Origin of the sequence: Candidatus Amarolinea dominans, assembly GCA_016719785.1 — a bacterium.
GTDB classification, from domain to species: Bacteria; Chloroflexota; Anaerolineae; order SSC4; family Amarolineaceae; genus Amarolinea; species Amarolinea dominans.
Genome location: JADJYJ010000013.1, coordinates 1 through 19,042, shown reverse-complemented (window position 1 = coordinate 19,042; position 19,042 = coordinate 1). Strand labels below are relative to the sequence as shown.

11 protein-coding genes and 1 pseudogene are annotated in these 19,042 nt (G+C 63.0%); 4 read left to right on the top strand and 8 right to left on the bottom strand.

The genetic code is table 11. The features are described 5' to 3' along the window. Positions 1 to 7,941, top strand: a complete 7,941-nt coding sequence (locus IPM84_15105) for a DNRLRE domain-containing protein (GenBank protein MBK9094067.1) — start codon at positions 1 to 3, stop codon at positions 7,939 to 7,941. 429 nt (positions 7,942 to 8,370) lie between these two features. On the opposite strand, the gene IPM84_15100 is transcribed toward IPM84_15105, so the two are convergent. The 5 genes and pseudogenes from IPM84_15100 to IPM84_15080 form a co-directional block, all read right to left on the bottom strand. Continuing rightward, complete coding sequence (locus IPM84_15100; GenBank protein ID MBK9094066.1) at positions 8,371 to 8,997, bottom strand: RHS repeat protein; 627 nt, start codon at positions 8,995 to 8,997, stop codon at positions 8,371 to 8,373. Positions 8,998 to 9,126: 129 nt separating this feature from the next. Beyond that, complete coding sequence (locus IPM84_15095) at positions 9,127 to 9,375, bottom strand: hypothetical protein (GenBank protein ID MBK9094065.1); 249 nt, start codon at positions 9,373 to 9,375, stop codon at positions 9,127 to 9,129. Between the two features lie 9 nt (positions 9,376 to 9,384). Beyond that, positions 9,385 to 9,714 carry a hypothetical protein gene (locus tag IPM84_15090; protein MBK9094064.1) on the bottom strand — a complete coding sequence of 110 codons (330 nt, stop codon included), beginning with the start codon at positions 9,712 to 9,714 and terminating at the stop codon, positions 9,385 to 9,387. Between the two features lie 25 nt (positions 9,715 to 9,739). Next, a complete protein-coding gene (locus IPM84_15085; protein ID MBK9094063.1) occupies positions 9,740 to 10,315 on the bottom strand; it encodes a hypothetical protein in 576 nt (191 codons plus the stop codon). Between the two features lie 123 nt (positions 10,316 to 10,438). Next, positions 10,439 to 10,555: pseudogene (locus IPM84_15080) on the bottom strand (RHS repeat-associated core domain-containing protein). A 117-nt stretch (positions 10,556 to 10,672) separates the two neighbouring features. Between IPM84_15080 and IPM84_15075 the strand changes: the two are divergent. The 3 genes from IPM84_15075 to IPM84_15065 all read left to right on the top strand — a co-directional run bounded on the left by IPM84_15075 (position 10,673) and on the right by IPM84_15065 (position 13,139). After that, positions 10,673 to 11,560, top strand: a complete 888-nt coding sequence (locus tag IPM84_15075) for a tyrosine-type recombinase/integrase (protein MBK9094062.1) — start codon at positions 10,673 to 10,675, stop codon at positions 11,558 to 11,560. Beyond that, positions 11,557 to 11,898 (top strand): hypothetical protein, encoded by a 342-nt coding sequence (locus tag IPM84_15070; protein MBK9094061.1) that lies wholly within the window; start codon positions 11,557 to 11,559, stop codon positions 11,896 to 11,898. Before IPM84_15075 ends, IPM84_15070 begins: the two co-directional genes overlap by 4 nt. Positions 11,899 to 12,008: 110 nt before the next feature. Next, on the top strand, positions 12,009 to 13,139 hold the full coding sequence (locus tag IPM84_15065; GenBank protein MBK9094060.1) for a tyrosine-type recombinase/integrase: 1,131 nt from the start codon (positions 12,009 to 12,011) through the stop codon (positions 13,137 to 13,139). A 179-nt stretch (positions 13,140 to 13,318) separates the two neighbouring features. Here the strand turns inward: IPM84_15065 and IPM84_15060 are convergent, their stop codons facing one another. The 3 genes from IPM84_15060 to IPM84_15050 all read right to left on the bottom strand — a co-directional run bounded on the left by IPM84_15060 (position 13,319) and on the right by IPM84_15050 (position 15,432). Then, positions 13,319 to 13,708 (bottom strand): hypothetical protein, encoded by a 390-nt coding sequence (locus tag IPM84_15060; protein ID MBK9094059.1) that lies wholly within the window; start codon positions 13,706 to 13,708, stop codon positions 13,319 to 13,321. A gap of 23 nt (positions 13,709 to 13,731) precedes the next feature. Continuing rightward, a complete protein-coding gene (locus tag IPM84_15055; protein ID MBK9094058.1) occupies positions 13,732 to 14,793 on the bottom strand; it encodes an RHS repeat-associated core domain-containing protein in 1,062 nt (353 codons plus the stop codon). Positions 14,794 to 15,186: 393 nt separating this feature from the next. After that, on the bottom strand, positions 15,187 to 15,432 hold the full coding sequence (locus IPM84_15050) for a hypothetical protein (GenBank protein ID MBK9094057.1): 246 nt from the start codon (positions 15,430 to 15,432) through the stop codon (positions 15,187 to 15,189). Positions 15,433 to 19,042 lie beyond the last annotated feature (3,610 nt).

The following is a 19,042-nucleotide window of genomic DNA, read 5'->3' as shown; positions in this document are numbered from 1 at the left end:
ATGACACGTCTGGTCCCCGCCGCCTTCGAGCATTCCCTGGCGCTCAACGATTCGCCTCTGCAACTCACCGATGACTACGTTGAGATTCCACACGACCCCGCCCTGGTGCCCTACAGCGACGCCATCACGCTCGAAGCTTGGGTGAGCCTCTACCCCCTCAACCTCGACGCCTGCAATACCGTCATCAGCAAGGACCTGCTTGACTCGTACTGGCTGGGCATCTGCAATCAGCACATTCGCTACTATTCTAATGGCGATTGGCAGGACGGCAGCACGGTCATCCCCGCCCACGTCTGGACGCACATTGCGGTGGTTTGGGAGCATGGCGACCAGCGCCACTACTATCTGAACGGCGAGTTGGAGTACACGGGCGACGCTGGCCCGACGCCCGCGGTCAACGCCTATCCGGTCGCCATCGGCGCCGACCCCGGCCCCTCGGCTGATCTCTCTCTTTTCGCCGGCAACATCGCCGAAGTGCGGCTGTGGACGGTGGCCCGCAGCCAGGACGAGATTCGTCGCACCATGCACATCGCCCTGGACGAGCCGCGGCCGGGCCTGGTGGCCGTCTGGCATCTGGCCGATGACTACAACGACAGCATCGGCGAGCACCACGGCGCGCCGCGCGGTCAGGCTGATCTGAGCGGCCCGGCCGCGCCGCCGCAGCCGGCCCTGGTTCCCCTGGATGAGTCCTTCAACACGTTGCCGACCACGCGCTCCGGCGCGGCCACTGTCTACATCCCCGGAACCAATCAGGCCTGGCTGTTGGGCGGCAGCCGCGGCGGCGCGGTCAGCGATCAGATCGAGGCGGTGGACGCGGCCACCGGTGCGACCAGCGCCGTTGGCAACCTGCCGTTGGCCCTGAATTACGCCGCGGCCGCCTATGCGCCGGACAACGACACCATCTACGTCTTTGGCGGGCAGGCGGGCGTCAACTATCAGAACACGATCTACGCGGTCAGCCGCGCCACCGGCGCGGTGCGCACATTGGCCCCGACGCTGCCCGTTTCTGTGCGCAGCGCGGCCGCGGTCTATCATCCCGACCTGCACCTGATCACCATCATCGGCGGCTACGGCGGCAGCGTGCAGAGCCGCATCAGCGTCTTCGACCCCGAAACGGAAACGCTCAGCAGCCTGCCCGGCCTGACCCTGCCCGCGCCGCGCTACAACCTGGCCGCGGCCTACGCCGGCGCTACCGGCAAGATCTATCTCTTTGGCGGCCTCGACGGCAGTCTCGACCCCACCAGCACGATTTACGAGCTGGCGCTGGATGACGACGGTCTGGGCGGCTCGGTTAGCCTGGTGGCCGGCGTCGCCCTGCCGGTCGAGACCTACGCCTTCGCCGCGGTGGAAGACCCGGCCAGCCGGCTGATCTACCTGCTGGGCGGGGTTGATGTGGACCGCGTGCTGGTCTTCGACCCGGCGACTGCCCAACTTTGGCCGACGCTCATTCCGCTGCCGGAAGAGCGCCTCTACGCCAGCGTCATCTACAGCAGCCGCAACCGCCACGCGCTGCTGATGGGCGGTTGGACGAGCGGGAACAGGGCCAGCATCTGGCGGGCGCCGTTGGGCGACGGGCCGGCCATTCCCCTGGGCCGCTGGGATTTCCCCATGACAGTGGGCGATGCGGTCAACGCCATCGCGGGCGATGAGACGCGGGTGGTGGTGGCTACGTATGGCAGCGGCGCCTATCGCTACAACGCCAACAGCGGCCGCACCCGTTACACCCCGGCCGACTTGGGCAGCGCCAGCGGCATCATCAACGATGTGCGCTACGACGCGGTCAACGACGAGACCTGGCTGGCGACCGATGACGCGGGCGGCAAGCAAATCACCAGCGCCGGCGCGGTGACCACCTTCGATGCCGGGGTGCTCGGCGCCAACCGTGTGCTGGCCGTGGATGTGCAGCCCGGCGCGACCAGCGCTGACAGTATTCCCTTCTTCGGCACGGACGGCCAGGGGCTGCGCTGGCGCGACCGCATCCTCTGGCCCTTTCCCGGCTATCAATGGCATACCAACTTCGTGGGCAGCCGCCTCGACGCCATCGCCCTGCGCGCCGAGCCTGTGCAGGATGTGTGGGTGATCGCTGACGGCGGCTTGCGGCGTATGCAGTTCGATCCGTTCTACACCGAGACCAACTACAGCGGCAGCCAGTGCAACCTGTTCGAGCCGGACGATCTGGCCCTGGGACCGAACAGCGATTGGTGGGTCGTCTCGCCCAACTACTTCGTGCTGGGCGCGCGGCCAGATGTAGACGGCCAGGGCGTTTGCCGCATTCCCGGCGCGGTGACGCCCGGCGCAGGCAACCTGTTGGAACCGCTGCTGGGCGTGGCGGCCGCGGCCGTGGATGTGGACGCGGACGGCCGCATCTGGACGGCTGTCGAAGCGCAGCCGGGCGAGAGCGGGGGCCTGGTGGCCTACCAGGCGGTGGGCGCGCCGCCCAATCAGGCCACCCTGTACACCGAAGAGTACAACTGGACGGCCGCGCCGCTGGGCAGCCGCACGGCCGACTCGTCAGGCCCCGCAACTGTCTGGGACAGCGGCGTCAGCGCGGTCGGCGCGGCCGATGAGCGCGTGTGGGCCGGCAAAGAGAACGGTCGCCTGGTGACGGTGGCCCAGCGCTGGCAGCAGTTGGATGAGAGCAACAGCCTGGACAGCAAGGCCATCGCGCACGTCTGGACAGTGCGGGGCCGGGCTTTCCTGGCGACCGCTTCCAGCCTGCATGTGCTGCAAGCCGACGGCCAGACCTGGGACAACCGCAACAACGTGCAGGCGCTGAGCGTCCTGGGCGACAGCCGCGGCCGCATCTGGGTGGGCACCGCGACCGATGTGCGCCTCTACACGGCCGGCGGCTGGGACCTGCTGGCCTGGGCCGAGGGAACGCCGCCCGCCGGCCCCATCGAGGCCCTGGCCCAGGACATGAACGGCCGCATCTGGATCGGCGGCGCGGGCGGCCTGACCCTCTTCGACCGGGAGCGCTTCGTGACTACCTTCGACGCGGGCAATTCCGGCCTGCCGGCCACGACCGTGCGCGCCCTGCTGGCCGACCGTGAGCAGCGGTTGTGGGTGGGCACCAACCAGGGGTTGGCCCGTTTGCAGGGCAACACCTTGATCGTGTTCACCACGGCCTCCGGCCTGCCCTCCAATCAGATTCGCGACCTGGCGCAGACCGGCGATGGCGACATTGCCATCAGCACCGCGAACGGCCTCAGCCTCTTCGACGGCAACGGATTTGCCAACGAAACCCCGCCCATTGCGGCCTACAGCCTGCCCCTGGCGGTGGATGAACTCGGTCGTTTGTGGGCCGGCGCCGCGGTGCGCACGGTCAACGGCTGGCAGGGCTACTGGTGGACCAACTCCGGCCTGCGCAGCAGCACCATCAGCGACGTGGCGGCCGACGGCGCGGACCGGGTCTGGTTCGGCCACGCGCCGGCCAACGGGGTCAGCGTGCGCGGCGCGTTCCTGCCGCCCCTGGCCGATGTCATCCCTGCCATCAACAGCATTTCGCCGGACCACGGCCATTCGCCCGATCACATCACCATCAGCGGCACCGGTTTCGGTTCCAACCCGGCCGATGTCACGGTGGTTATCGGCGGCGCGGTTGTGGAGATCGAGAGCATCAGCGAGACCGAGATCGAGGTGCGCCTGAATCGCGACAACGTCAACGGCGATGTCTCCGTCAGCGTGGGCCGGCGTCGCGCCACCCTCACCGGCGTGGGCCGGCCGGCCTTCTGCGCGGAGCCGAGTATCCTGACCGTCAGCCCGGAAGGGGGCAACGTGGGCTTGTTCGTGGACATCACTGGCTCGAACTTCGATCCTGGCGCGATGGTGGCCGTGGGCGATGGCCCCTATCGCAGCCCGACCTACATCGGCCCTCGCCATCTGCAGATGATCGTGCAGCCCGGCGACGAGTCCGGCCCGGTGCATGTGCGTAACGCCTGCCCGGGCGGCCCCACCTACAGCACCACCAGCGCCGACTTCTTGCGCGTGGTGGAGCTGCACGCGGACGCCATCGTTCTCAACCAGGGCCTGAGCGCCTACGACCTGGTGGCGGACCGGCCGACGATGATCCAGTTCTATCTGACGCACGCCCTGTGGCCGAACGACGATGATGTGCTGGAGGTGGACAGCATCGAGATCAGCCTGACCGAGCCGGGCAGCGGCCAGAGCTACAGCGAGACCCAGGACGCGCTGCATGTGATTCCTTACAACCCGGAGCCGCTGCCGCCGCAGGCCCTGCGTGACATCGCGCAGAGCGTCGAAGTGTCGCTGACGCCGCTGCTCAACGACTTCGTCAGCGACGAGGGCACGACCGTACAGGTTCATGCCGTGCTGCGCCGCCGCGGCTTCACCGTCGCCGCGTTCGACACGACGGCCGAGTTCCGCCGCAACCTGCCCCTGCGCGTGCTGCTGGTGCCGATCATGTGGGATCAGGCCGGGGCGACAGACGAATTCCATCTGCGGGTCAACGTCAGCAACGGGCTGGAGGAGCTACGCCAGCGCTACATGCCGACCGGCCGGCTGGAGTTCGAGTGGGCCGATGTCAGCCTGACGAGCGCCGTGTCGCTGACCCTGGGGTCCTGGGGCGAGCTGCTCGAAGCCGCCCATGACATGGATCCCATTCGCCGCCGCTGGAACGATCTTCATGATCCTGACGCGATCATCGCCTTCGGCATCGTGGATGAGCGGCTGAAAACCGGCGACAAGAACGGCTACGGACTGTGGGCCGATGTCAGCGACCTGATCAACATCATCTTCCTGGACGGACTGGATGCCTTCTGCGAGTTGACCGACGCCGCGCTGACCGTGGCTACCCTGGGTCTGGCCGATTTTGGCAGTTGCGAGGTCGAAGTGCCGCTCTATGTCGGCTGGGCTGTGGGCAGCGTCACGGATGGCGCCGACAACACCGAGTACAGCCGGCGCCTGGGGCATGAGATCGGCCATATCATGGGGCTGGTTGGCCCCACCGCGGCCAACGGCTCCTACACCGACAACCTCAGTCATTCGGTCAACGACGAATTGGACAACGGAGAATGCAACGATGGCGGCGCCAGCTACGACGTGTCCAAGACGATCTATCTCCAACCGGGGGTGGAGGAACCGGTGGTTAACCCGATGTCCGGCCGGCAGATGCGCGCGCAATGGATTGTAGAAGACGACGGCGACCCGGCCGACGAAGACACCCGCCGCGGCAAGGCCCTGATGAGCTATGCCTGCGGCCGGGACGACGATAACGTCTTCTTCGAGCCGGTGGACGAGCAGGCAGTTCGGGCTGAATATGGCATGATCTCGACGCGGCTCGGCTTCGAGGACCTGCGGCCGTTCGGCGGGCTGCGCCTGGCGGGAGCGAATGACAGCGCTGGCCGCGCCGCGCCAACCGGGCCGGCAAGCATCCCGGTGACATCCCCTGTGCCAGGCCCGCGGCTCTACGTCTCCGGCCTGGTCAGCCGGACGGTGGAAGCTGGCGTCTTGCGCCGCGTCGAAACCCTGGGGGAGGACGCGCCGCTCAGCGTGGACTTTGTCAGTAATTACTGGCTGGTGCAGCTCGATGGCGGCGGCGCTGAACTGGCCCGCAACGGCGTCTTTCCGGCCTTTCGCACCCCGGAGACCGGCCTCAACGACAGCGGTTTCTTTGCCGCCACCATCCTGCGCCAGACCGGCGTGGCCCGTCTGGAACTGCGCCACGACGACACCCTGCTCGACAGCTTCACAGCCGGCGGCGCCGCGCCCACGGTGAGCATCAGCAGCCCGGCCGGCGGCTCCTACAGCAGCGGCAACATCCCCGTTACCTGGATCGCCAGCGACGCCGACGCCGACCCGCTGGTGATTGCGATTGACTATTCGGCCGATGGCGGCGCTTCCTGGCTGCCCCTGGCCTTCAGTAGCGCCAGCGGTACGGTGCAGGTACCGGTCGCCCGCCTGGCCGGCAGCGGCAATGCCCGCTTCCGGGTCACGGCCAGCGATGGCTTCGATGAGGGCAGCGCGGTTTCGCCCGCGTTCACGGTGGCCGGTCAGCCGCCCCTGCCCTACATCGGCTTTCCCCAGGCGGGCGACAGTTTCCTGGAAGGACGGCGGATTGACCTTCGCGGCGGCGCCTATGACAACCAGGATCGCCGCGTGGCCGGCGCCAATCTGACCTGGTGGAGCAGCCGGGACGGCGAGCTGGGCAGCGGTGCAGATTTCGCGGTGATCCTCAGCGTGGGCGCCCATACCCTGGTCCTGCAGGCGCAAAACAGCGTAGGGCTGACCGAACCCATCGCGATCAGCGTGACCGTGCAGGGAGACTACGACCTCGACACCCTCCCGGACGCCGAGGAATCTGGGATGGGCCTCAGCCCGCTGAACGCGCAGGAGTTATTCAGCGACGCCGATGGCGATGGCCTTTCCCGACTGGTGGAGATCAGGCGCCACACCGACCCTGGCGACCCTGACAGCGATGGCGATGGCCGCTCCGACGGCGACGAGCTGCTGGCTGGCACCGACCCGGCCACCAACGACCCACCCCTGCCGCCCGACCAGTTGGCGGTCTACCCGCCCAGCCTCAGCTTCACGGCCGACCTTGCCCTGGACACCCCGCTGCCGCAGCAGGCGCTGCAGGTAGTCAGCCGCCGGCCGGCCACCTTTACCGTGGCGGCCGATGTGGACTGGCTGGCCTCCACGGTCGTCACCGGCGTCACCGTGTCCGGCGTTACCATCCTGGTGCAGGCCTATGAGCTGGAGGATGGCGTTCACAGCGGGCATGTGACCTTTACCAGCGCCTCCCTGGCGGGCAGCGTGGTGGCGCCCGTGGTCGTCACGGTGACTCACAGCGCCGCCTTTTTCGACCTGGACGGCGATTGCCGGGTCAGCATCGTGGACGTGCAGCGGGTGGCGGCCAGCTTCGGCCTGGATCTCAGCCAGCCCGACTTCGATTATCATCGCGACCTGGACCGCGACGGCGACGTGGATGTGCTCGATATCACGGCCGGCGCTCAGCGCTGGCTGCAGGAATGTCCATCCGGCCCAACGCCCACGCCGACGCCAAGCCCGACGGCCACGCCATCGTTTACGTCAACGCCGACGCGCACGCCAACCGCCACCTCAACGCCGACGCGCACGCCGACCCTGACGGCCACGTTCTCAGCGACGAATACGCCAACGTCTACCCTCACGCACACGCCGACATTCACACCGACGCCCACCTTCACGTTTACGCCGACGCGCACGCCGACCTTCACCTTTACGCCGACGGCCACCTTGACGCATACGCCGACGCGCACGCCAACCTTCACGCATACGCCGACGGCCACGCCGACGGCGACCTTCACGCACACGCCGACGCGCACGCCAACCTACACGTTCACACCAACCTACACCCCCACGCGCACGCCGACGTTTACGCCTACGCGCACCCCAACGCCCACGCGCACGCCGACGCCGACTGCCACGCCGGTGACGGTGATTCTGACGCCTGTGGCCGACACTTACGTCTTTTCGACTGCGCCGACCAGCAACTACGGCGCGGCCACGATTCACTACGTGGGCAGCCAGAGCGCCAGCGCCACGGGCCGCGCGCTCTACCGCTTCAACCTCGGCGGCATTCCGAGCGGTGCAACCGTGCAGAGCGCCTCATTCATGGCCTACCTGGTGTCGAGCAGCGCCAGCCCGGCGCTGCTCGACATCGAACTGAAGCGCAGCGACGGCGCCTGGCAGGAGATGACCGTCACCTGGAACACGCAGCCCGGCTACACGGGCGCGAACAACGTGCTGGGCGTCGGCATCGCACCGGCCTATTACACGTGGAATGTGACCAGCCTGGTGCAGACCTGGGTGGATGGCGCGGTCAACAACGGCCTGGCACTGATGAGCAAGAACGAGATCACCATCGGCTGGCGCGGTTTTGCCAGCCGCGAAAGCACCGCACCGCCCAATCCACCGCGCCTGGTCGTGACCTACCGGCCGTGAGGGATCGAGTGAGGGTGCTACAACCAATGTACCAGGAGTTTCGACATGGCAGACGCAGCCGTCCCCTACATCACCAAGATCAACAACGTCAAAGAAGTCAATCTATTCGGCGCGGCCGACCTGTCGTTTTGGCAGGCGCGGCTGAAACCACGTGGGCTGGCGCCGTACGATGACAAGGGGCAGGCGCTGCTGCTGCTGGCCGCCACGGACCTGCGCTGGCTGGGCATCCGCTTCCAGGAATTCACCGTCTCCGTGGTGGTCAGCCGTCAGGAGGATGGCCGCGGGCAGGATGCATCCTACCTGGTAGCCGCGACCAACTCATCGCGGCCGCTGGCGTGGGCCGAAAGGAATTTCTTCGATACGCCGTACGATTTCGGCCTGGTGCAGTTAGAACCGCAGCCGCCGGCCTCGCTGGCCCTGGGCGTTGGATCATCTATCCTGCTCAGGGCCAGCATGGTTGGCGCCAGACCGGTTCAGCGCCGCGGCCAGGAGGTGTGGGAGGGGACGATCTTTCTTCCGCAGGGCGCCAGGCAGAAGAATGGCGCAAACCGCCGTTTCTACGCCCGGCTGGGCGGGCAAACGGACATCTATCCGTTCCTGCCCGCCGCCGACACATTCGCGCCGGCGCCCTCCAGCGACGCCATGCGCTGGCTGATCGAGTCCAACTTCCAGCCGCGGGAATGGCATCTCCGCGCCGACGCCGCGCACGCGCGCTCGCAGACCTTCACCGGGTCGGCCTGACGCGGACAAGACGGAATTGGCGCTAGCCGCCGTCGTCGTCGCGCTGCTGCCGCCCGCCATTTTCTCGTAGATGGCCCCTACGTACACCGTCGTCCTGCTCCCCATCACCGCCTTGACCCGGTTGCCGTCCTCGTCATAGGTGTAGCTGACCAGCACCGTACTTCCCTGCTTCACCTGCTGCAAGCGGTTCTCGGCGTCATAGACCAGGGTGTAGGCCACGCCGCCCACCGTGCGCCCGGTCATGTGGCCGTTGCAGGGCAGAATCAGCCACGAATGACACGAATTCCAGGGTCTTTTCGTTTCGATTCGTGTCATTCGTGGCAAGAATCCGCCCAGCTTTTTCTGCCACGAATTTCACCAATTTGCACGAATTCCAGGGGCTTTTCGTTTCGATTCGTGCAATTCGTGGCCAAAAACCGGGCTGATTGCGCCACTCGTGGTAGATCACGGCGATGGCGTCGGGAGTGATGCCATGGCCGCTTCCCACCGATCGTCGAGTTTGACCAGCAACTCGCCCAACTCATCCTCGTCAAGCGCCGCCGGCGCCGCGGGGGCAATTTGGGCCGAAAATCGTACGACGAACTCGCCATATCGCGCCAACATGCCGCAACGACTGGCGCCTTCCGTATTGGGCGCAATGTAGCTTGCACAGGCTACGTACGCCTCGTCTGCGAAGTCAAGCCGTGCCGTCATTTCTGACCTTTATTCCCCAGAGGCGCCACATTGTCCAGATGTGTAAAACACGTCCAGTTGGCGTTTGTACTCACGCTGCGCACTGCGCACGAATTCGTAACGATATATCTCGTGAACGACGACGCCGTCTCCATTCATGTCTCGTGACGGGTGCTCCAGGGCGCCATGCGAGTCTGCGGTTGGGCTGATGGGCCGATTACTCCAACCAGGAGGGAACAGCGTAGCATCCATCAGCATGGATTCAGTGGTAAAGGGCCGCAACGGCGCCGGGGCGCCGGGTGAGCAGATGGAGAGCAAGACAGCCACAGTGAGACAAGTCGCCAGTGTCAGGATCGCCAAACGTAATCTCCGTGTGTTCATGGCGTCACCTCGGCCTGTTGTCGAAGTGACCAACGGCATAGGGCGCACCAGACCCCTGTACTGGAGCATAGTTCGGCGTCCCAGCCGCCAGGGAATCATGATACTCTGCCACCAGCGCCTGGAACGCTTGCAAGGTGACATGACCGCCAGAACGTCTGCTCATCTCGATGCCCATGCCGACCGCGACATAATCAAAGGAATCATCGTGCCAGGAGTCACGGCGCTCCGCAGGTAAATAGGCAATTGGGTGAATGGCGGGCCAGTTACGTTTGGCGTTGTTCTCTGGATCACGCGCCTCGGCGTAGCTCGCGCCCAATCGAACCTCCCATTCTGCGAAGCCGGCCTGCATACCCACGTAACCGTACAGGATGTTGCCGAGCACAGAGTATTCGAACCAGTAGCAGCGAGATGCGGAACAGAGCAGAAAACTCTTGCCAAGCTCATCCTCCATCACATCCTTGAAATCCCAGCGTTTGCCGTCGCCCACCAGCCCCCGAAAACTCCAATAGGCGCCAGCTTTGAATCCTGGGCTGCCGGTCCGTGCAAGATGCGCATTTGCGTAGGCCAGCCAGCTCGTCACCAGGCTCTGAGCCATGAATTGCGCCTGGGCAACGGCAAACTGCGTGAGATCGCGATCAGGGAAGACGCGTCCTCGCGGGGGCCGTTTAGGAACCTGACAATCACGATCGCCTTCACATTCATAATGGCCCGAGGGGTCGACGAAGCGTAGAGGATTATTGGCCGCGTAGGTGTATCTGTTGAAACTTTGCGGATTTTGCGGCTGGGGGATCAGCGTATCCGCGCTCGCAAACCTCCCCAGCGCCGATCACTTATCTTAACCGGCAGCCGTTCACTGCTGGGGCACATGTGCGCCTCCTGGGAGTAGAATGGGTGGGGATTCCAATCACACCCATCTCATTCCACAGGAGGTACCGTTATGCTAACCGAGATCGAATGCTTCGTCAATTGGGTGCGCCGTCGCAACCCTGATGCGCGCACCTGGCGGGATTACCGTGGCGATTTGCGACAGTTTGCAGACCTCGTCGGCGACCTGCTACCGGCCGCCGTCACGTTGCGGGATATTGACCGCTTCGTGAGGCAACAGGCCAGCCAAGGGTGTCAACCCAGCACAATCAACCGCCGCCTGGCTGCCATCACTGCTTTCTACACATTTCTTGCTGACGAAGACACCACGTTGGTCTGCCCTGTATTGCCGCACCGGCATGGGTTACGCGAGCCACAGCGCCTGCCACGACCCGTTCAGCAAGATGCCATCCGCAAATTCTTCGCCGTTATCACTGACCCGCGCGATCGGGCGATGTTTCTCCTCATGCTACGCTGTGGCCTGCGCATCTCGGAGGTCGCGACGCTGCGACTCACAGACCTCTTTCTGGACGAAACGCTGCCCCGCATGATAATTCACGGCAAAGGCAGCAAGGATCGCACGGCCTACCTTTCGCCGCAGGCTGAACAGGCTGTACGTACCTATCTGGCCGTGCGCCCGCACGTCACCTGCGACGCCCTCTTCGTCAGCTACCAAGGCCAGGGTCTCTCCACTACGGCCATCCATCTGCGTTTGCTCGCCTACCGTACACAAGCCGGTGTCACCCTCACCGCCCACCGTTTGCGCCACACCTTCGCCAACGACCTGCTCAACGCTGACGTGCCGGTGACTACCATCCAGAAACTGCTCGGCCACGCCTGGCTGGAAACCACGCAGATCTACGTGGCTGCCAATGATCGTCAGGTGCAAGCCGACTACAATGCCGCCTGCGCACAAATCGAGAATTGGGCTGACACCGCGCCCGCGGGAGGCGCATCATGAACCCTAAACGCATTCCCGATCATTTAGTTGCCCAACGCTACGACCAGGCCCTGCACTACGGCCACGATCAACGTATGCCGCCTGCTGTGCCGCGGCCCCAGCCCACGGCCGCCTGGCCAACCGAGAACATTGCATTCCTGGAACGCTATCAGGCGTGGCTGCTCAGTGGCGGCGCTAGTCTGCCCGTTATCAGAATCCTCTACATCCCCATGGCCGGTCACGTCTTGGGCCTCAATCTTAAGCCACATAGCCAACTCGACCTGGACACCGACCCGTGGCGCGCTCGCCTACATCCAAGCCAAACAACTGAGTGCCGAATGGACCGACATGTGTCGTAACGCCCTGGCCCAAGTTTCGCCGCTTCCTACGTCATGAGCGGGGTCAACTCGAAAGCAAGGCCCACCCGTTTGAGGTGACCCTACATACCGCCGGTCTACCGCAGTGGCTTGTGTCCGAACTGAGGCGTTATCAACACCTCCGTCAAGCCAACTGGCGCCCCGCTCGGCTGGAAGACAACATCCGACGCTTCTGGAGCGGCCACCTCCGTCTCTGGCGCTGGCTGTGCGAACACCATGCCGTGACCCAGTTAACGGATGTCAAACGCCAATACATCCTGGACTATGTGGATCACCGCTTGGCTGCCGGTTATGCCGCCAAAAGCATCAACCAAGACCTGCGCGCCTTGCACGCCTTTGTGCTCTTCCTGCAAGACAACGATCACCGGGTGCCGCAGGCGTTGCTGCGCCTGCGCTATCTCAAGGAACCGGATAGCCTCCCCCGTTTCTTGACCGACGATGAGGTGCGTCGTTTGCGCGCTGACTGCGAGCAACGCGTCGCTCAGGCCAAGCTATCGCATCAGCACCGCGATGCCCTGCTTGATCGCGCCGCCTTCTACCTCATGTGGCAGGGCGGGCTGCGCCTGGGTGAGGTCGAAGAACTGCGCCTCGACGATCTCAATCTGACTGCCCGCCAACTCACCGTCCGCCGGGGCAAGGGGCAGCAGGATCGCACCGTCTATCTCACTGATATCACCGTGCAGGCGCTCCAAGCCTATCTGGCCGGGCGCGGTATGGGGCCAACCAACCACGTCTTTCTCTACCGCAACCAACCGGTCTGCAAGGACTTACTGCGCAGTCGCATCAAGGCTGCTGGCGTACGCACCGGCATCAAAGTCTACCCCCATCGCCTGCGCCACACCTGTGCCACGCAACTGCTCAACGCCGGCTGCCGCATCACCTCGATCCAAAAGCTGCTGGGACACCGTCGGCTCAACTCCACCTTGATCTACGCTCGCGTCCACGACCAGACCGTCGCGGCTGACTACTTCGCCGCCATGATACGGGTCGAACAACGCCTCGATCTGACTCCAGCGCCCCCAGCCGACCCACCCCCGCCAGTCAACGACGTTGTCACCGAGGAGACCTCGCTGGCGCTGCTCGCGCGCCTGGCCGTGCCGGCCCTGCCTGACGCAGAACGGCTGACCCTGGTAGCGCAATTGCGCCGTCTGCTTCAGTCCCCAACACCGCTGGCGCCGCCACCTTCGGTCGTACCCCCCACGTGTGCCGCACCAACGCCGTGATTCAGGCAAGCTGCCGGCGTAGACGGCAGAAACTGGCGAACGTCATCACCGACGATGTTGGCGCTGGGCAGAGTCAAAACTGGCTCTGCCCAGGTTCCAATTGCCGCAGCCGCACTGCTCCGAAAGCGCTTAACGCAAACTTCCCCCCCCCACCTGCCTTGAGGGCAAGACCAACAAACCTAATCTTCGAAGTGTTCACGCTGCAAACAGTCTCGGTAGACGGCATGCCAGACGTATGGCTCAAAGCTACCGAGATCATCGCCCACAACGAATACGCCATTGACAGGTTTACTCTTGACAATCACGATGTCGGCTTGGTCATACTTATGACGGCCGAAGAAGAAAAGATCCGTGATTGTTTCAAGCTTGCCGCCTACGAGATTGGGGCATGGCTGATGGTACCAGGCCTTTTCGCTCAGAATCCGGATCGCATCGTCGCGCAGCGTGCCTACGGACACCTGTTTTCTCGCCTCCTCCAACGGCGATGAATAGCATCCAGCTACCAGTGTGACCAACAAGATCACGACACTCACTGCTCCCAGTCTGCCGGCAACACTGATATGTTGCATAACAAGCCTCCTGGCAGCGTCCATCAGAACCAACGATCCAGCATAAAGAGGTTCCATGCGTGTGTGATGTCCGTCAACCCCAGGACACGGAATCGAACACCGAGCGCAGCCCCGCGATTTCCGATGCTGACATCTGACCAGCTATTGCGCCAATCGCCATGAAATTGCGTGATTTCGCGCCCCGTGTTGAGCAAACTGCCGCCCGGGCCGTACTCCGCCCCCATGGTCAGCGCCCAAGCCCAATGATGCACATTCGCATCGTCATCTGAGGTGCCCATGAACGAGGCAGGCAACCCCTGCCGATCAAAATAAACCCAGGTCCGTATGGGATTCCCTGCATTGCTGACCGCCGGCCAAGCGTTTGGCGCTTCCAAGCGATTGGCTAGACCTCCGAACAGGCTACCAATGTCTCTGGTGAACATACCCTCTTCGCCAGTCTTGTACCAACCGGTCAATCGTTCTAATGCGCTTGGCATGTCATTCCATGACCAGTTAGCAGGTCGGTTGTCACGGAATACGCTCTCCAGGTTTCCCTGGACGTAGTTACCGTCAGCGTCGTAGAAGACTGACCAATTCCACTCGCCAGGAAAGGCTATCGAGAACAGACGAATCAAGATGTCTTCGGCCGTCGGCGCACGATGATGCATCTGCTCAAATTCCTCTTGCCAGGCCTGATCCAGCGGATCGTGGCCTGATGGATCGATAAAGCGTAGAGGATTATTCCGGCAGTAAGAGTAGCGATTGAGATTTTGCGGATCGCCAGGATTGGGTATAATGCTGTCGGGTTGGATCCACCGGTTAAGATAAGGGTCATACCACCTGGCGTTGTAGAACAGCAAACCGCTCCCGCTGTCCTTGCGCTGACCGGTGAAGTTGAACGTCGTCAGCGTCACGCCAGCGGTATAGCGCGCCACGCCGTAAGGCATGTAGCGCAGCTCGGTGTTCGTGTTGAGCCGCGCGCCGGCGCTGGTCAGCGTCAGCGCCTGCGAACCGAGATGATCGCTCAGCAGGTAGTTCACTGTGCCCGGGCTGACCCCCGTGCGCATGGCGACCCGCACTGCTTCGGCGTAGTAATACTTCTTCATCGTGGCCGTGCTGCCCGTCCACTGAAGGTGTTCCCGATGTAGACCGTCGTTGCGCCGCCGACCGTCTCCTTGACCTGCTCCGTCCCCGTCGTAGATGTAACTCGCCGTGACACCGCCGGACATGCCCGTCAGCCGGTTTTCGGCATCGTAACTCAGCGTGATGTCCTGGCTGCCGCTGATGCGCCGCGCGCGTTGCCGTTGGCGTCGTACCAGTATTTCTGGTTGCCGGGCGCCGTGCCGCCGATGTGCGTCACCGCATGCTTGTGCGCCCGCGTCCTGGTAATGGATTCTGCGTCGCGCGCTCTCGAAGTGGGTCAGGTTGCCGATGGCGTCGTAGCCGTAAGTTCTTCAGGCTGTAACCGCCATAGCCGCGATCCGCTAGCTGCGCCGTGCTCAGCCGGTGCAGCGCATCGTGAGGCGAAGGTCTGCGTCGGTGCCGCCATACGCCGCCGCATCCGTGATCGTCGTCACTTCCCCGTCGTCGTAGGTGGCTGATGTTCTGCAGGTTGGTGTAGGGGGGACGTTGCCGGTCTTCCGCGTCACCAGCCGGAAGTTTCGGCCGCGGTGGGTGTAGGCCGCTGCACTCCCGTCGTGCTGCCCAGCCAGCGTTGCGTCGTCTGGCTCACGGCGTTGTGGCATGTCGCCCACATAGTAAGTGCTGCCGTTGCTCTGCACCTGGCGCAGCAAGCCCCGGGGTGTTGTAGGTGAACATCACTGCTCGCCTTTATTTACCCGTTGCGCCGCCAGGATATTCGCCACACAAGCGGCCGGTCGGCTGGGGTCAACCACCAGGCCGTCACGAAGGCGCCGCCCCCTGTACCTGATCACCTGGGTCTCGGTGATCACCCGGCCCGCAGATCATAGGCCCAGCGCTGCTGCCCGCCCGATGGATCGTTCATGCCCGTGCGTCGGCCTCTTTGCCCCAGGTTGCCGTTCGCGCCCGTGCTGTCGTAGCTGAAGCCGACGGCATAAGCCCCGCTGCACGTCAGGATGTCCAGGTTGCGATGCCCGCATGATAGGTCTTGCCCACCAGCCGATTGTGGCCGTCGTATTAGAAGCAGATCGCCTGGTAGCGCGACGCTGGTTTCATCAGGTTGCCCGCCGCATCGTAGCGATACTTCGCCCGCCCCATGTCCGGATCGTTCATGCTCGTCTTGCGGCCCAACAGGTCGTGGGTCAGCGTCGTCTGGTTGCTCGCGCGTGATCCTGCACCGTCAGCAACCGGCTGGCCACGTCGTAGCTGTAGCGTGTGTGGCCTGGCTGCCCCAGGTCAGGGATTGGGCTGGCCGACCGCCATACGAACCGGTGCTCCCGAGACGCTGCGCAGGTTGCCAAACATCCGGGACGCACGGCCACGAGCGCCGATTGGCCGATCATGCACAACCAGATCGATCTGTCTGCTCGCCAGAAGGCTCTGGACAAGTGTTGAACATCGGGGGTGAAATCGGTGGAGTACCTCGTGGGTCTACCCCCATACATCTCGTTCAACGTCCTGGGTGCAACGGCTGAGAATGAAAGGATCGGGCGATGTCTTCCAGGACGGCCCGTAGGGCAGGGGCATATTCGGTCCAAGTGGCGCTGCTGATCTGAATTACTACGTTGTCTCCTTGTTTTATGAAGATACTTTCCAGCGTTGCGGCGCCGCTTTTGTCCGCAAGTGAGCTTCGGACCATCTACGCAGCTGCCATTGGGCTCCACAAAGGTGGCTCGGAAGTCGCAGACAATGTGTAGCCCCGAAGGATTGCTCGGGCAGTGTCATTCGCAGGCTACTTCTCAACCCAAGAGCGCAGGCTTCCTCCTTAGCAAACTCAGACCCCATATATACAATGGCGACCCGTATGTTGCCACCCAGGTGATCCACACAGGAGCACTCAATTGGAAATAGGGTGATGTATCTGGTCTGGCTTTTCACGCACTGGAACGAACTCCAATCGGCCGGATAGGCAAAGGACACGCCCACATAGGGGAGATTGTCGTGTATCTGCGCCAGCCAGCGCTGGGGTTGACCAGTTGGGCCGGAAGTAGCGACTGCAATTGTGGCAGGCAAGGGACCGGCAACTGCAACGACTGGGGTGTCCTTTGGCAATGTTGTCACCGTCGGCGACGCGCTTGCGGGTGGCGACAACGCGCCGTCGCCACCGCGTCATTGGGGCGACAGCGGGCGTTGCGGTCTGTTCTGGAGGTTGTAGGAGACCAGAACATGTGGTCCAGCGCCACACTGCATAACAGCACCCAACCTGTCTTGTCGGCAATGCACTAATCTCATGGTTCCCATACTTTTCTCTGTGAGCGAAGAAAGCAAGAAGTTCGGTCAGTATCCCCCCCACACCTGATGTTGCCTGTGGGATTACAATCCCCACCTGCCGGGTCAGAAGGACGCAGGCAAGTTCTCATGCCATCTTCACGCATCCAGATGTTGATGACTCCGCTCGCCTTCGCTGACGTCAAAGGTAGGGACGCGCCCCGTTGTCTTGATGCTTTGCCACTGCCACGAGGCCGAGGCACAGCCTGTGATTTCGCGACGTGTCGTATGGGTTATCATCACGGCCCATATGCGGCGGAATCATCATTCACGGTTCCACCCAGCCGCAAACCCAAATACAGTGTGTCCCGTCTGCTTGAATGAAACGTTGGCATACCGCAATTCAGGGAGAGCCAGTAATCCCAGGATTGGCGTTCCAGCCTGGGCCGTTGTTTGGCATCCTTTTCATGAAGCATCTGGAGCCGTGCGTTGAGAAGTGAGGGAATCGCTCTTGATAACAGAACCAGTAATGATCCGAGAGCGCGGTTGCAACGTCTTCGCGGAATGCCACCGGTCTGGCCGAGGATACGCAGGGCTCTGGGCGCCGTTCAGCGGATAGATTGTGCCGCACGTAGCGCCTGAATTTGGATAGGTGGTCATCGGCACGAAGCCCAACATCGGCGAAGCATCCACGGCGTCCGTGCTGGCATTGTGGGGGTTGATGTGGAAATGAAGATGCGGGGCGATAGGCACTTGGGCGGGGTCGCAGGCGGAAACAGGGGGACCAGTGGTTGCGCCTGACTTCGCAAATGATGGTATCGCGACGTTGTCGTTCAGTGCCACATTGAAACTCGTCAGATGGGCGTAGAGATGGCGATACACGCGGCTCTCAATAAAAATAGAGTTCACTTCGAGGTGTGGACGTCCATTCGGTACCCGTAGCCAGACGAGTCCCAGTCACGAGGCATCACCTGTTCGGCCTGTGCAGCATACATTACTTGGTGTTGCCCGGTACCCAATGTCCATGGGAACCCAGCGTTGCCTGCGGGGGCGTTTGTCAGAAGTACAATTGACATTCACAGTGTTGCCAAGCCGAGATGGATTAGCCCACCAATTGGCCGGTAGAGCTTTAGAGGATTGTACATCCCCCTGGGCCAGGACGGTCTGGGCATCTACTCCCCGCAGAACTGGGTGGCTATCGAACCATTCGTAAAATCGCCTCTCGTATTCAAAAAACCCGGATCAGGAGAAACAGATGGAAGTACAGGAAGCATCTGCTTCAAGCTGGGCGTCGCGGCACGCCAGATCGCACGTTGAGCAGGCTGAAGCCGATTGGCCTCAAACGACGCTTTCCAGCGAAGCGCCATGACTCGTTGCGGCCAAAAAGCTCGTTGAGGTTCCTGTGGCGCCCAGTGGGAACTCAATAGAATCGGAAATCATGTTCAGCAGCGAAGTCAGGTAGTCAGCGGGGGTATAGGTGCGCTGATGGATAGAACCAGGTTGCTGCCTGCGTGGCACTCAACGGCTTGCGATGGGCCGATTTCGGTTGTGCGCAAGGAGTGAAGAACCCGTCTGAGAACACCGGTTGATTCTACGAGCACTTGACTCTGGACTACTTCGGTGTCGGGCACCCGCGGGCGACCAATGGTACGTGGGCATTACTCCAGGTTCGCAAATCCTGTTCGGATGCTATCTCGAACAAGAAAAAAGGCTATATTTCGATCCGGTTGTCGTCCAGAGGATCACTTCCCGGTATAGAGTGAGCACATAAGGTCGAAGCTCCCGGCACCAAGGGACGTCTGTGGGAGGTGTATGAGATTCCACTGGCTCGGGGTAATGCAACGTGAGTCTGGGCACAGATCCGTGTGGATTAGAAAGAGAGGTGAGGCCCCTACAGGATCAGCAAGGACCCGACCACCTGCCACCGCAGGCGACGGCATCCTCGCGGGGATTTCGGAGATCAGATCGGGCTGATGACCAGGGACATGAACTTAGCAGCGGTGTTTA